Here is a 13085-nt window from a genome sequence, read left to right on the forward strand (position 1 = left end):
CTTCGTAACTTCTTTCGAGACCCTAGCGGGGCGCGGACGGGGATGCGGCGGGAATACCCAACTGGAGGCGGGAGTGCAGGTGGAGGCGGGATCGGTGGCCGATTCTTTTCCGGCCGAGAGGCTGACCCGGCGACTTCTCAGGGACGAGACGCTCCTCGTCCTCGCGCTGTCGCTCGGGGCGAGCGGAGTGTCCGCGCTGATCAGTTTCGTCGGATCGGTCACGAAACCCGGCGGGCTCAAGGACCAGGCGGCCACGCTCAACGCCTCTGCGGCGCCGGGCCGTCCCTGGCTCGACCTGGCCTGGCAGCTCTTCGGCATCGCATCCGCCCTGGTGCCGGTCGCGCTCGTCGCGCACCTGCTGATCCGTGAGGGCCAGGGGCTGCGCGTGATCGGGTTCGACCGCACGCGCCCCGGGCCGGACCTCGGACGCGGGGCCATGGTCGCGGCGGTGATCGGCAGCGCGGGGATCGCCTTCTATCTGGCGGCGCGCGCGTTCGGCGCCAACCTCACCGTGGTGCCCGAGGCGTTGCCGGACGTCTGGTGGAAGTACCCGGTGCTGATCCTCTCGGCCGTGCAGAACGCCGTGCTGGAGGAGGTCATCGTCGTCGGGTATCTGCTGCGCAGGCTCGGGCAGTTGGGCTGGACACCGGGGACGGCGCTGATGGCGAGTGCGGTGCTGCGCGGCTCGTACCACCTCTACCAGGGCATCGGCGGGTTCGTCGGCAACATGGTGATGGGCGTGGTCTTCGTCTACCTGTACCGGCGTTGGGGCCGGGTGGGGCCGCTTGTCGTCGCGCACTCGCTGCTCGACATCGGTGCCTTCGTGGGGTACGCCCTGCTCGCCGGCAAGGTGGGATGGCTCCCGACGGCGTGAGGGGCGCTCGCTGCGGCTGAGCGGGGAACCGGTTCCGAAGGGGCGTGCGACCATGTCGTACGCCCCTTTCACATGCCCCGTGCGTGAGTTGCGTGAGCCCGGTGAGTTGCGTGAGCCCCGTGCGTTGCATGAGCCCCGCGCGGGGCTCACCGCGCGAGCAGGTCGCCCTCGATGACCGTGACCGCGTGGCCCGAGAGCAGGGTGCGCTCGCCGCGTACCTCGGTGCGGACCCGGCCGGAGCGCGGGGAGGCCTGAAGGCCGGTGAGGGCAGGGCGGCCCAGACGCTCCGACCAGAAGGGGGCCAGGGCCGTGTGGGCGCTGCCGGTGACCGGGTCCTCGTCGATGCCGACGTTCGGGAAGAAGCAGCGGGAGACGAAGTCGTAGCCCTGTGAAGGGTCCTCGGCGAGGGCGGTCGCGATGATGCCGCGCTCGGAGTGGCGGGCGAGCGCCTTGTGGTCCGGGGCGAGCGCGCGGACCGTCTTCTCGTCGGCGACCTCGACCAGCAGGTCGCCGGTGTTCGGCCCGGTGTCGAGCGTGCGGAGCGGTTCGGCGCCGAGGGCCTCGGCGACACCGTCGGGGATCTCGACCGGGGTGAGGGGCGCGGTCGGGAAGTCGAGGGTGATCGAGCCGTCGGCTTCCGGGGTGGCGATGAGGACACCGCTGCGGGTGGCGAAGCGCACCGGGCCCTGGTGGGCGCCGGTGGCGGTGAGGACGTGCGCAGCCGCGAGGGTCGCGTGTCCGCACAGGGCGACCTCGGTGGTGGGGGTGAACCAGCGCAGCGCCCAGTCGGCCTCGCCGCCCTCCGGCAGGCGGTGGGTGAACGCCGTCTCCGCGTGGTTGACCTCCATGGCCACGTTCTGGAGCCAGGGATCGCCGGGGAAGGAGTCGAGGAGGAGGACCCCGGCCGGGTTCCCGGCGAAGGGGCGGTCGGTGAAGGCGTCGACGATACGAATCCGCATGCTCCGAAGCTAGGGCCTGTCATGGGGATCAGGCCAAGGCCAATCCGGGGGAGTTGGACCCCTGCGGGTGGAGGCCGCTTCTCGGCAGGGGGTTGTCACGCGAACTCTTCCGATATATCGTTGACGCATCGCGACCGATCAACGATGGAATGGAGTGATTGCGATGCGTTCCCGTGGAGAAGACTTCGGATACGAGCACCAGCACGGACATGGACACCATGGCGGACCCGGCCGTCGGGGTCGGGGCGGCTTCGAGGGGCTGCGGGGGGCTTTCGGGCCCTTCGGTCCCGGTGGTCCCGGCGGTGGCCCGGGCGGTCCCGGCTTCGGCTTCGGTGGACCCGGCTTCGGTCCGGGCCCCTGGGGCGGGCGCGGCGGCCGGGGCGGACCGCGGGGGAGGGCGCGGCGCGGCGACGTACGCGCGTCGATCCTCGCCCTGCTCAAGGACCGGCCCATGCACGGTTACGAGATGATCCAGGAGATCGCCGAGCGCAGCGGCGGGGCGTGGAAGCCCAGCCCGGGTTCGGTGTACCCGACCCTCCAGATGCTGGAGGACGAGGGCCTGATCACCAGCGAGGCGGAGGGCGGCAAGAAGCTGTTCTCGCTCACCGAGTCGGGCCGCAGCGCGGCCGACGAGGGTCCCGACGCGCCCTGGGAGGATGCCGGGCGCGGGGTCGACTGGGAGACGCTGCACGAGATCCGGCAGGCCGGTTTCGGTCTCATGGAGGCCTTCGGTCAGGTCTGGAAGACCGGCAGCAAGGGCCAGCGCGAGAAGGCGCTGGCGGTCATCAACGAAGCCCGCAAGAAGCTGTACCTGATCCTCGCCGACGAGGACTGACGGCGTGCTGTGGTACCTGCCGGCGCCCCGTGGAAGTGTCTCCGCGGGGCGCCTGTCCGTCTACGGAACGCCGGGCGCCGCCTCGGACATCGCGCGGAGGCGCGAGGCTCAGGCCACCAGTCCGGACAGTTTGCGCAGCGACTCGTCGAGGGCGGCCGTCGCCGAGTCCTTGAGCTTGCCGGCCATCAACGAGACGGCCGCGCCCGTGAACTCCCCGTCGATCCGCACCGAGGTGGCGTCACCGTCGGCGGTGAGCGTGTAGCGGGTGGAGACGATCACCGACATCGGGCCCTTGCCGCGGATCGCCAGCGTCCGGCCGGGCTCCAGCTCCTCGATGGTCCAGGTCACCTCGGCCGGGAAGCCCATGAGCTTCATGTTCTCCGTGAAGGTGCCGCCCACCTCGAACTTCTCCGGACCGCCCTGCGGGAAGTTCGTGTGCGTCGCGTTCCACTCGCCGTAGGCGGACCAGTCCGTGAGCTGGGCCCAGATCTTCTCGGCGGGCGCCTCGATCCGTGCCTCCGCGCTGACTTCGGCCATGCGACCACCCCTTCGTGTCAGGCGCTGCGCCCGGCGCAGCTACGGTGTCGCGGAACGTAGCTCCAGGCCCTGGAACATTCAATACTGATGAACCGTCAGAAATTGTGGAGACGGTGGCCGGACGGGTACCGGCGCGGGCGGACCGGCCGCGCGAAGGTGAGTTAAGGCGGCGCGCGCCGTTGGGGGCGGATCGGCGCGAAGTCATCCGCAAGGAGGAGGAACCGCGCACGGATGCCCACCCTGTGTCGGATCCGAAGATGCTGCCCGCCGCCGATGACCCGGAGCCGCGGGGCTGGTGAGGTGGAGGCTGTGCCGCCCCGTATTCCCCAGCAGTCCGCCGCCACGAGCGGACCGAAGCACGCCGGCATCGAGGCCGGACTCGGCGCGGAGCTGGCCCCGGTGGTCTCCGGCGCGCGCAGAAGGGCGCTGCGTGACGGGGACCGGCAGATCGACACGGCTCACCTGCTGCACTCCCTGCTGGAGTGCGACCCCGAGGTACGGGCCGTCTTTGACGGCGGGCCGCAGCTCGCCCGGCTGCTCGGCTACCTCGTGCAGCGCAGTATCGGCTACGGGCTGCGCTGGCAGAGCGCCGACGAGAACTCGGGCGGCGGACCGGCGGTGACGGGAGGGAGCTGGTCCCCCGTCGCGGCCGACGCCCTGAGGGGCGCGTACGAGCGTGCCGTGCTGCGCGGCGACGAGCGGGCCCGCGGACTCGATCTGCTCGCGGCGCTCGTCGCCGATCCCCGGTCGCGGGCCGTCGAGGTCCTACGGCGTGCAGGGGTCGAGCCCCCGCGAGTGACGGGGCGCGCGGAGCGCGGACGCGAGGAGCGCGTCGGCGGGGGCGACGCGGGCTGACGAGCGGCCGGGGATAGCGCTCGCCGCCCCGTGGCCCGCCCGGACCTGCCGGACCCGTTCCGTCCACCCGGGTCGCTCCATGGCTCGCCTGGACCGGTCGCCCCGTCGTTCGCCCCGGCCGCCCCGTGGCCTGCCTCGGTCGCCTCGTGGCCTGCCCGGGGTAGGCGGAACGGGTCGCCCCGCCGGCCCCGTCGTCCACCCCAGTCGCCCCGTGGCCCGCCTGGGCCGGACGGAACGGTCCACCCTGGTCGCCCTGTGGCGTGCCCTGGGTAGACGGAAGGGGCCCGCGCCGGCCGCCCCGTGTCCCGCCCGGGTAGACGGAACGGGTCCACCCGGGCCGCCCCGCCCGTCCGCCCCGGCTGCCTTGTCGTCCACCCTGGCTGCCCCGTCGTCCGCCCCGGTCGGCCGGCCCGTCGTCCACCCTGGTCGCCCCGTCGCCTGCCCGGGGTAGACGGAACGGGCCCGCCCCACTGGCCCCGTCGTCCGCCCCGGCCGGCCGCCCCGTCGTCCGCCCCGGCCTCCCCGTGGCCCGCCGGGGGCGAGCCTGTTCCGTCCAGTCGATGAGACAGGTGTCTTCCGGGGTGACGGTCATGTCGTCGCCTGTCATCATGTGCCGGTGCACACCTCTCAGGGCAGTCAGGACAACCAGGGAAGAGGCGTCGGTCTGGGCCTGGCGCTCGTGTCGGCGGCCGCTTTCGGCGGATCCGGCGTCGCGGCCAAGCCGCTGATCGAGGCCGGGCTCGACCCGCTCCACGTCGTGTGGCTGCGCGTTGCCGGCGCCGCCCTCGTCATGCTGCCCCTCGCCGTGCGGCACCGGGCGCTGCTCAGGCGCCGCCCCGCGCTGCTCGCCGGGTTCGGTCTCCTCGGCGTGGCCGGTGTCCAGGCCTTCTACTTCGCCGCGATCTCCCGCATCCCCGTCGGCGTCGCCCTCCTCGTCGAGTACCTCGCCCCCGCGCTGGTCCTCGGCTGGGTGCGCTTCGTGCAGCGCCGGCCCGTCACCCGCGGCGCGGCTCTCGGAGTCGTCCTCGCGGTCGGCGGGCTCGCCTGCGTGGTGGAGGTGTGGTCGGGGCTAGGCTTCGACGTCGTCGGACTCGTGCTCGCGCTGGGCGCCGCCTGCTGCCAGGTCGGCTACTTCGTCCTGTCCGACCAGGGCAGCGACGCGGGCGACGAGGCACCCGACCCGCTGGGCGTGATCGCTTACGGACTTCTCGTCGGCGCTCTCGTCCTCACCGTGGTCGCGCGCCCCTGGGCCATGCACTGGTCCGTTCTCGCGGGCAGCGCGGACATGGACGGGACGGCCGTGCCCGCCGCGCTGCTCCTCGGCTGGACGGTCCTCATCGCCACCGTCGTCGCCTACGTCACCGGAGTCCTCTCCGTGCGCAGGCTCTCCCCGCAGGTCGCGGGCGTGGTGGCGTGCCTCGAAGCGGTGATCGCCACGGTCCTGGCGTGGGTGCTGCTGGGCGAGCACCTCTCGGCGCCGCAGATCGTGGGCGGCGCCGTGGTCCTGCTCGGTGCCTTCATCGCGCAGTCCTCGGCCCCGGCGAAGTCCTCGCCGGAGCCGGTCGCGAGCGGGGCGAGCGACGCCGACCGGCAGTTGTCGGCCCGCGGGACGGCCGTCTAAAATGCTGATCATGCCTGCGACGCTCGTTCTTCCGCCTCCGGCCGCCTGAGGCGGGCGTACCGGAACACCGCCCGGCCCCGTGCCGGGCGGAACGGCGCTGCCCGCAGAAGAAGTCCGAGGACCTTCCGTACGCCCCTGCCGCCACGGCACGGGCGGCGACGCGGTCCCTTCCCGAACTTCTGCGGATCTGCGGAGAGAACACGTGTCGAACACCGCTGTCGGCCTGCCCGTCGGGCGAGGCCTGCTCTATCTGATCGTCGCCGGTGCCGCCTGGGGCACCGCGGGCGCCGCCGCGTCACTGGTCTACCGGGCCAGTGACATGGGGCCCGTCGCCCTTTCCTTCTGGCGCTGCGCGGGCGGACTCGCCCTGCTGCTCGCCGTCCGTCTGCGCGGCGGCCTGCGCCTTCGTCCGCGCCCTGCCTCCGAGCGGCCGGGGGAGCGTCCCGCCCGGCGTGAGCCCCTGGGCCGCACGGCGCTCCGGATCGGTCTGACCGGCCTCGGGCTGGCCCTCTTCCAGACCGCCTACTTCGCCGCCGTCGAGGCGACCGGCCTCGCGGTGGCCACCGTCGTCACCCTGGGCGCGGGGCCCGTCCTCATCGCGCTCGGCGCCCGGCTGGCCCTGGGGGAACTGCTCGGCCGGGGCGGGAGCGCCGCCGTCGTCGGGGCGCTGACCGGACTCGGCGTCCTGGTGCTGGGCGGCGGGGACGCCACCGTGCGTCCCTGGGGTGTCCTGCTCGCCGTGCTCTCCGCGGCCGGCTACTCCGCGATGACGCTGCTCACGCGGTGGTGGGGGCGTGACGGCCGCGTCGACGGGGCGGCCACGACCGTGTGGACGTTCGCCGTCACCACCGTGTGCCTGCTGCCGCTCGGGCTCGCCGAGGGGCTGATCCCGCACACCGCGCAGCCCGTCCGTCTCCTGGAACTGCTCGTCTACATCGCCGCCGTTCCCACCGCGCTGGCCTACGCGCTCTTCTTCGCCGGCGCCGCCGCCGTCCGCTCCGCCGCCGTGTCCGTGATCATGCTCCTGGAGCCGGTCTGCGCCGCCGTGCTGGCCGTCGGTCTGCTCGGCGAACGGCTCACGGCGGCGACACTCGTCGGCACCCTGCTGATGCTCGGCTCGGTCACCGGACTCGCGGTGGCGGAGGCGCGCACCGCGAGTGCCGAACGGCTCGCGGTGCCCGAGGAACCGCTTCTCGTGTGACGCCTCCCCGTGTGACGCCTCCCCGGTGACCGCTCCCGTGGGGTGAGGCCGGCCGGAAGCCGGGCGCCCGCGTCGTGCGGCCGCGCCCGGCGGAGGCGGACGGACGTGCCTCGTGCCATGGCCTGCTCGGGCCTACAGGGCCTACAGGGCCTGGAGAGGGCCTAGAGGGCCTTCAGGTAGTCGGGCAGTTCGATGCCCGGTGCGAGGGTGTCCGCCGGGACGGGGACGCCGTACCCCTTGGCCAGCGGGACCACGCCGGTCCAGTGCGGAAGCGACAGGTCCTCGGGGTCGTCGCTCGGGCCGCCGGTGCGCAGCTTGGCGGACACCTCGTCGAGATCCAGGCTGATCACGGCCGTGGCGGCGAGTTCCTTGGCGTTGGCGGGACGGGAGTCGGCCGAGCGGCCGGGGACGGCGTGGTCGACCAGCGCGTCAAGCGCCAGGCGCTTCTCCTCGGGGTCCGTCACCTGGTGGGCGATGCCGTGCACGACCACGGAGCGGTAGTTGATCGAGTGGTGGAAGGCCGAGCGGGCCAGCACCAGTCCGTCGACATGGCTCACGGTGAGGCAGACGGCCAGCCCGGGATCGGTGCCGCCCGTCATGCGCAGGGGGCGCGAACCCGTCGATCCGTGCACGTAGAGCCGCTCGCCCACCCGCGCGTACAGCGTGGGCAGGACGACGGGAGCGCCGTCACGGACGAACCCGAGATGGCAGAGGTACCCCTCGTCGAGTATCGCGTGCACCTGTTCCCGGTCGTACGAGGCGCGTTCCCTGGAGCGGGTGGGGACAGTGCGGTCGGTCGGGTTGTAGGCAGCGGACGCCGTCGTCCCCGGCTGCTGGGTGCTCGTCTCCGACATTGCCATCTCCATTGCACTAGTGCATAATCTCTTTTGTGCTAGGAGAGTATCGGATCGTAGGGCGTCGCGCAGCCGAGATCGCCGCCGACGTCGAGCGGGCGGTCGGGGCGGGGGCCCTGGAGCCCGGTCAGCTCCTGCCGCCCATGCGTGAGCTGGCCGAGGACCTCGGGGTCAACCCGAACACGGTCGCGGCGGCCTACCGCACGCTGCGCGAGCGCGGGGTCATCGAGACCGCGGGCCGTCGGGGCAGCCGGGTGCGCCCGAAGCCGGCCACCACCGGGCGCGAACACCTGCGCGTCGAGGTGCCCGAGGGGGTGCGGGACCTGGGGGAGGGCAATCCCGATCCGGCCCTGCTGCCGTCCCTCGCCGAGGCGTTCGCGGTGGCGGCCGACGAGTCGGACCGGCATCCCGTGCAGTACGGGCAGGATCCCGTCGAGCCGGAGCTGAAGCGTCTGGCCCGGGCCGGGCTCGACGCGGACGGAGTGCCCGGGGGGCCCGTCGTCGTCACCTCCGGATCGCTCGACGCGATCGAGCGCGTCCTGATGGTCCACCTCAGGCCGGGCGACACCGTGGCCGTCGAGGACCCCGGCTGGGGCAGCCTGTTCGACCTCCTTCCGGCGCTGGGGCTGCGTACGGCAGGGGTCGGGGTCGACGACGAGGGCCCGCTTCCCGCCGACGTACGGCGGGTGCTGGAGGCCGGGGCGCGGGCCCTGATCGTCACCGACCGGGCGCAGAATCCCACCGGCGCCGCGGTCACCGCCGCCCGCGCGCGTGCCCTGCGCTCCGTGCTCCGTGAGTATCCGGCGACCTTGCTCATCGAGGACGACCACGGCCATCAGATCGTCGACCTGCCCGTGCATCCGCTGGCCGGGGTCACGCACCACTGGGCCTTCGTGCGCTCCGTCGCGAAGGCGTACGGGCCGGATCTGCGGCTCGCCGTCCTCACCGGGGACTCCGTCACCGCCGACCGTGTGCACGGGCGGCAGCGGGTCGGCCCCGGCTGGGTGAGCCGCCTGCTCCAGAAGGCCGTGGTGCACCTGTGGACGTCCGGCGCGGTCGACGTGGCGGCCGTGGCGGCGGCGTACGGCGCGCGCCGCGACATGCTGATCGACGCGCTGCGGGAGCGCGGTGTCGAGGCGCGCGGACGCAGCGGGATGAACGTCTGGATCGCCGTCCCGGACGAGACGGGGGCCGTCTCCCGGTTGCTGCACCGCGGCTGGGCGGTCGCGCCCGGCGCCCGCTTCAGGCTGAACTCGGCGCCCGGTGTCCGGATCACCGTCTCGACGCTTCGGCCCGAGGACGCCGGGCCGCTCGCGGACGCCGTCGCGTCCGCCGTGGGACCGGCCCCCGCGCGCCGTTACGTCTGAGCCGTGCCGCCGTGCCGCCGTGCCGCCGTGCCGCCGTGCCGCCGTGCGGCCGGGCCGCCCTGCCGTCCCGGCGTCGTGCCGCGGCTCAGGGCGGGCCGCGTTCTCAGCGGCGCGGCTTCGCCTGGGTGAGGGCCGCGCCCGCGAGGACGATCACCGCGCCGACCGGTGTCGACCAGGTCAGCGACTCGCCGAGGATCGCGACACCCGCGGCGGTGGCGATGACGGGGATGAAGTACGTGACCATCTGGGCCGTCGTCGGGCCGACCTCGGCGACGATGCTGTACTGCAGGAGCATGGCCAGTCCGGTGCCGAGTGCTCCGAGGGCCGCGATCGCGAGCAGCGGCAGCCAGGCGACCCGGCTCGGGAACGTGGTGAACAGCGGGGTGACGAAGGCCAGTTGGGCGGTGGCCAGGAGCAGCTGGGCGCCGGTCATCGACAGATGGGAGTGGCCGGTGCCCGCCAGGGTCCGGCGGACGTAGATCCAGCCGACCGGATAGCTCAGCGACGCCAGCAGGGCCATGGCCGTACCCATGGCGTCCAGGCCGTGGAAGCCCTGCCAGACACCGAGCACCGTCAGGACGCCGAGGAAGCCGATGCCGAGGCCGGCCACTCTGCGCCGGGTCGGGCGGTCCTCGGAGAGGGCGACCAGGGACAGGGCCATGCCCCACAGCGGCGACGTCGCGTTGCAGATGCCCGCGAGCGTGGACGGGATCGTCAGCTCGGAGTAGGCGAAGAGGGAGAAGGGCAGCGCGTTCAGCAGGAAGGCCGCGACCGCGAGGTGCCCCCACGTCCGCGCGCCGCGCGGCAGCCGCTCCCGCTTCACCGCCATCGCCGCCACGAGCACCGCGCTGCCGAACAGCAGCCGGCCGAAGGTGACCTGGAACGGCGCGTAGCCGTGCGTGCCGACCTTGATCAGCAGAAAGCTGAAACCCCAGATCAGCGACAGGACGCCGAAGCGGATCCGCCAGTCGAGGGCGGTACGGCGGCGAGGTGCGACGCCGTTCGGCGTGACGGGGCGGGAGGAGGCGACGGTGCTCATGCGGTCAAGAATGAGGCAGAACGATCTCGTAGCACAAGCGAGAAAGTTCAAGCAATATCTCGTAGCATTGCTTACATGTTGAATCTGGAGAGACTGCGCACCCTGGACGCCCTCGCCCGGCACGGCTCGGTGAGCGGCGCGGCCGAAGGGCTGCATGTGACCACGTCGGCCGTCTCCCAGCAGATGTCCAAGCTGGAGCGCGAGGTCGGCCAGCAACTGCTCGCCAAGAACGGCCGGGGCGTGCGGCTGACCGACGCCGGGCGGCTCCTCGCCGAGCACGCGGCCCGCATCCTGTCCCAGGTCGAGCTCGCGCAGTCCGACCTGGAGGCGCAGCGCGGCCAGGTGGCCGGTGAGCTCAGGCTGTCCGCGTTCCCGACCGCGGCGCGCGGACTGTTCCCGGCGGCGATCGCGGAGCTGCGCGCCGAGCACCCGGGACTGCGGGTGCGCTCCAGTGAGCTGGAGCCGGAGGCCGGGGTCGCGGCGGTGGTGCGCGGGGACCTGGACCTCGCGGTCGTGCTCGACTGGTACAACAAGCCGATGCCCCTGCCCGAGGGGCTGGTGAAGGCGTCGATCCTCGACGATCCCGCGGATGTGGCGATGCCGGCCGGCCACCGGCACGCGGGCCGGGCGGAGGTGGACCTCGGGGACTTCGCCGACGACGAGTGGATCACCTGGGCCGAGGGCGAGTTCTGTCATGAATGGCTGATGTTCACGCTGCGCTCCCAGGGCATCGAGCCGCGCATCGGACACCGCGCCGGGGAGACCCACACCCAGCTCGGACTCGTCGCCGCGGGGCTCGGCGTGTGCGTGGCCCCGCTCCTCGGACGCCATCCGATGCCCGAGGGAGTCGTCATGGTGCCGGTCAGGGAGCGGGTGCGCCGCCATGTGTACGTCGTGTGGCGGGCCGACGCCGACCGCCGGCCCTCGATCAGGGCGGCGGTGGACGCCTTGCGCAGGGCCGGAGCGGCCGTCGAGTAACGGGAGATCAGGGGCGGTTCGGCCCGCCCGCGTCGACGGAGCGACCGCGCTCCCGCCGCGTCGGTGGGAGCGGTTCGGCTCCGCCTGTACCGGAGGGAGCGGCTTGGCTCCGCCTGTACCGGAGGGAGCCGTTCGGCTCTGCCTGTACTGGAGGGACCGGTTCGGCTCCGGCTACATCGGGGGGAGCTTGCGGAAGTCCCACGAGGCGATCGCGGACGGTGTCAGCCGCATCCAGGCGTGCCGGCCGTCGTGCGGCATCTCCTCCAGGCCGAAGTTCTTGCGGGCGAACAGGGTCTCCGGGACGTCGAGTTCGGCGCACAGCTCCCCGGTGCGCGGGAACTCGCCGACGAACTCCACCGTGCCGGACAGCTCGACGCCCCGCAGCTCTCCGTACTCCTCGCCGGAGTCGATCACCACCGCGACCCGCGGGTCGTTGCGCAGCTGCACCCAGCGCTTGCTGCGCACCACCGAGTACAGCCACAGCGACGTGCCGTCCCAGGCGAACCACAGGGCGCTCACGTGCGGAACCCCGTCCTTCGACACGGAGGCCACGCGGCAGGTGCGCTGGGTGGTGAGGAACTCGTCCAGTTCACCGGGGGTCATCATGATCTTCCGGCCCCTGCGCTGAGTGACGGTCATAAGGTCCCCTCGTGTTCCATGTATCGCGTGTGTTTGATTTCTGACGTTCCGTCAGGAAATCATGAATCGTCTTCCGTCCTCGCGCAATGGTCGTTACGCTCCGCCGTCCCGATCCGCGACGACAAGGAGAGCCATGCCGTCGTTCGAGCACCTCAGCGAACTCCTCGACCCCGCCGGCACGGTACTGCTCACCGTGGAGTGCCAACAGGGCGTCGTGGGCCCGGACAGCGCGCTGCCCGAACTCGCCCAGGAGGCGCGGTCGTCCGGAGCGCTCGACCGGATCGCCCGGCTGGTGGCCGCCGCGCACGAGAGCGGAGTGCAGGTGATCCACGCGGTCGCCGAGCGCCGCCCGGACGGCCGCGGCGCCAACCACAACGCCCGGCTGTTCCGGGCGGCGGAGCGACTGCCCGTACGGCAGACGACCGGGACGACGGCGGTGCGGGTCGCGCCGCCCGTCGAGGTCGCCGAGCAGGACCTCGTCGTACGGCGGCTGCACGGTCTGTCGCCGATCTCGGGCACCGATGTCGACCCGCTGCTGCGCAACCTGGGCTGCCGCACCCTCGTCGTGACGGGAGTCTCGGCCAACATCGCCATTCCCAACGCCGTGTTCGACGCCGTGAACCGCGGCTACACCGTCGTCGTCCCGGCGGACGCCATAGCGGGGGTGCCCTCCGAGTACACCCCCGCCATCGTCCGGAACACGCTCGCGCTGGTCGCCACCATCACGACCACCGACGACGTGCTCGCCTGCTTCGCGCGCCGACGGACCTGACGCCGGCGGTCAGGCGAGCTTGATGGCGTCCCCTTCGACGGTGATGTTCGCGGCGGCCAGGCCCGTCGTCGCGGGCCCCTTCTTCACGCTGCCGTCGGTGGCGGAGAACTCGCTGCCGTGACACGGGCAGGTGATGACGCCGTTCGCGATGCCCTTGACGGCACAGCCCTGGTGGGTGCACTTGGACGAGAAGGCCTTGTACGTGCCCGCCGTCGGCTGGGTCACCACGACCCCCTGGTCGGCGAAGACCTTGCCGCCGCCCTCCGGGATGTCGCCGGTCTTGGCGAGTTCCGTGCCCGCCGCGCCGTCGCCCGAGCCCACGGAGTCGGAAGCCTTGTCGTCCGCACCGCACGCGGTCAGCGCGACGGCGAGCCCTGCCGCGCCGACCGCCGCCACGACGGTGCGCCGGGCGGGTGCCTGTGCGGAGTGAAGCGATTCGCTGGTCATGCTGGCTTTCCCTTCAGCGGACATGATCTGTATCTGTCGGGAGGTACGGTCCACCAGCGCGCGCTGTTCAGGCAATGGCGACTTCTTGACCTGATCCACAGCATGCC

The 13085-nt window shown here is 72.7% G+C and carries 14 protein-coding genes; 8 read left to right on the forward strand and 6 right to left on the reverse strand.

Annotation, left to right across the window (positions count from 1 at the left end; genetic code table 11):
- Window positions 1-73 precede the first annotated feature (73 nt).
- Complete coding sequence (locus tag ACFYYF_RS09310) at window positions 74-874, forward strand: CPBP family intramembrane glutamic endopeptidase (protein ID WP_388773045.1); 801 nt, start codon at window positions 74-76, stop codon at window positions 872-874.
- A gap of 146 nt (window positions 875-1020) precedes the next feature.
- Here the strand turns inward: ACFYYF_RS09310 and ACFYYF_RS09315 are convergent, their stop codons facing one another.
- Complete coding sequence (locus tag ACFYYF_RS09315; RefSeq protein ID WP_388773048.1) at window positions 1021-1833, reverse strand: PhzF family phenazine biosynthesis protein; 813 nt, start codon at window positions 1831-1833, stop codon at window positions 1021-1023.
- A gap of 163 nt (window positions 1834-1996) precedes the next feature.
- Here ACFYYF_RS09315 and ACFYYF_RS09320 point away from each other — a divergent pair, with 163 nt between their 5' ends.
- Window positions 1997-2668, forward strand: coding sequence for a PadR family transcriptional regulator (locus tag ACFYYF_RS09320; protein ID WP_365495110.1), 672 nt, complete (start codon window positions 1997-1999; stop codon window positions 2666-2668).
- A 108-nt stretch (window positions 2669-2776) separates the two neighbouring features.
- Here ACFYYF_RS09320 and ACFYYF_RS09325 read toward each other — a convergent pair whose 3' ends face one another.
- Window positions 2777-3205, reverse strand: coding sequence for an SRPBCC family protein (locus ACFYYF_RS09325; RefSeq protein WP_361694834.1), 429 nt, complete (start codon window positions 3203-3205; stop codon window positions 2777-2779).
- Window positions 3206-3514: 309 nt separating this feature from the next.
- Between ACFYYF_RS09325 and ACFYYF_RS09330 the strand changes: the two genes are divergently transcribed.
- The 3 genes from ACFYYF_RS09330 (at window position 3515) to ACFYYF_RS09340 (ending at window position 6882) form a co-directional block, all read left to right on the forward strand.
- Window positions 3515-4060: a Clp protease N-terminal domain-containing protein gene (locus tag ACFYYF_RS09330; protein WP_388773052.1), complete on the forward strand. Its 546-nt coding sequence runs from the start codon at window positions 3515-3517 to the stop codon at window positions 4058-4060.
- Between the two features lie 610 nt (window positions 4061-4670).
- Window positions 4671-5681 (forward strand): DMT family transporter, encoded by a 1011-nt coding sequence (locus ACFYYF_RS09335; protein ID WP_388773054.1) that lies wholly within the window; start codon window positions 4671-4673, stop codon window positions 5679-5681.
- A gap of 202 nt (window positions 5682-5883) precedes the next feature.
- The gene (locus ACFYYF_RS09340; protein ID WP_388773057.1) at window positions 5884-6882 is read left to right on the forward strand and encodes a DMT family transporter; all 999 of its coding nucleotides are present in this window, start codon (window positions 5884-5886) and stop codon (window positions 6880-6882) included.
- A 161-nt stretch (window positions 6883-7043) separates the two neighbouring features.
- Here the strand turns inward: ACFYYF_RS09340 and ACFYYF_RS09345 are convergent, their stop codons facing one another.
- A complete protein-coding gene (locus tag ACFYYF_RS09345; protein WP_388773060.1) occupies window positions 7044-7748 on the reverse strand; it encodes a pyridoxamine 5'-phosphate oxidase family protein in 705 nt (234 codons plus the stop codon).
- Window positions 7749-7771: 23 nt separating this feature from the next.
- Between ACFYYF_RS09345 and ACFYYF_RS09350 the strand changes: the two genes are divergently transcribed.
- Window positions 7772-9103, forward strand: coding sequence for an aminotransferase class I/II-fold pyridoxal phosphate-dependent enzyme (locus ACFYYF_RS09350; protein ID WP_388773063.1), 1332 nt, complete (start codon window positions 7772-7774; stop codon window positions 9101-9103).
- A gap of 103 nt (window positions 9104-9206) precedes the next feature.
- Here ACFYYF_RS09350 and ACFYYF_RS09355 read toward each other — a convergent pair whose 3' ends face one another.
- Complete coding sequence (locus ACFYYF_RS09355; protein ID WP_388773065.1) at window positions 9207-10142, reverse strand: DMT family transporter; 936 nt, start codon at window positions 10140-10142, stop codon at window positions 9207-9209.
- A 75-nt stretch (window positions 10143-10217) separates the two neighbouring features.
- Here ACFYYF_RS09355 and ACFYYF_RS09360 point away from each other — a divergent pair, with 75 nt between their 5' ends.
- A complete protein-coding gene (locus ACFYYF_RS09360; protein WP_361694820.1) occupies window positions 10218-11120 on the forward strand; it encodes a LysR family transcriptional regulator in 903 nt (300 codons plus the stop codon).
- Window positions 11121-11291: 171 nt separating this feature from the next.
- Here ACFYYF_RS09360 and ACFYYF_RS09365 read toward each other — a convergent pair whose 3' ends face one another.
- Window positions 11292-11759, reverse strand: coding sequence for a pyridoxamine 5'-phosphate oxidase family protein (locus ACFYYF_RS09365; protein WP_361694818.1), 468 nt, complete (start codon window positions 11757-11759; stop codon window positions 11292-11294).
- A 133-nt stretch (window positions 11760-11892) separates the two neighbouring features.
- Here ACFYYF_RS09365 and ACFYYF_RS09370 point away from each other — a divergent pair, with 133 nt between their 5' ends.
- On the forward strand, window positions 11893-12531 hold the full coding sequence (locus tag ACFYYF_RS09370) for a cysteine hydrolase (protein WP_388773067.1): 639 nt from the start codon (window positions 11893-11895) through the stop codon (window positions 12529-12531).
- Window positions 12532-12540: 9 nt separating this feature from the next.
- Here ACFYYF_RS09370 and ACFYYF_RS09375 read toward each other — a convergent pair whose 3' ends face one another.
- Entirely contained in the window at window positions 12541-12978 is a 438-nt protein-coding gene (locus ACFYYF_RS09375) for a Rieske (2Fe-2S) protein (protein WP_365495137.1), read from the reverse strand.
- Window positions 12979-13085 lie beyond the last annotated feature (107 nt).

Origin of the sequence: Streptomyces sp. NPDC001914 (assembly GCF_042891215.1) — a bacterium.
Lineage (GTDB): Bacteria > Actinomycetota > Actinomycetes > Streptomycetales > Streptomycetaceae > Streptomyces.

Bases quoted from the DNA above. Each gene is read 5' to 3' on its own strand.
- ACFYYF_RS09315 (WP_388773048.1), bottom strand. From the start codon at position 1,833: ATGCGGATTCGTATCGTCGACGCCTTCACCGACCGCCCCTTCGCCGGG.
- ACFYYF_RS09320 (WP_365495110.1), top strand. From the start codon at position 1,997: ATGCGTTCCCGTGGAGAAGACTTCGGATACGAGCACCAGCACGGACAT.
- ACFYYF_RS09325 (WP_361694834.1), bottom strand. From the start codon at position 3,205: ATGGCCGAAGTCAGCGCGGAGGCACGGATCGAGGCGCCCGCCGAGAAG.
- ACFYYF_RS09345 (WP_388773060.1), bottom strand. From the start codon at position 7,748: ATGGAGATGGCAATGTCGGAGACGAGCACCCAGCAGCCGGGGACGACG.
- ACFYYF_RS09355 (WP_388773065.1), bottom strand. From the start codon at position 10,142: ATGAGCACCGTCGCCTCCTCCCGCCCCGTCACGCCGAACGGCGTCGCA.
- ACFYYF_RS09360 (WP_361694820.1), top strand. From the start codon at position 10,218: ATGTTGAATCTGGAGAGACTGCGCACCCTGGACGCCCTCGCCCGGCAC.
- ACFYYF_RS09365 (WP_361694818.1), bottom strand. From the start codon at position 11,759: ATGACCGTCACTCAGCGCAGGGGCCGGAAGATCATGATGACCCCCGGT.
- ACFYYF_RS09370 (WP_388773067.1), top strand. From the start codon at position 11,893: ATGCCGTCGTTCGAGCACCTCAGCGAACTCCTCGACCCCGCCGGCACG.
- ACFYYF_RS09375 (WP_365495137.1), bottom strand. From the start codon at position 12,978: ATGACCAGCGAATCGCTTCACTCCGCACAGGCACCCGCCCGGCGCACC.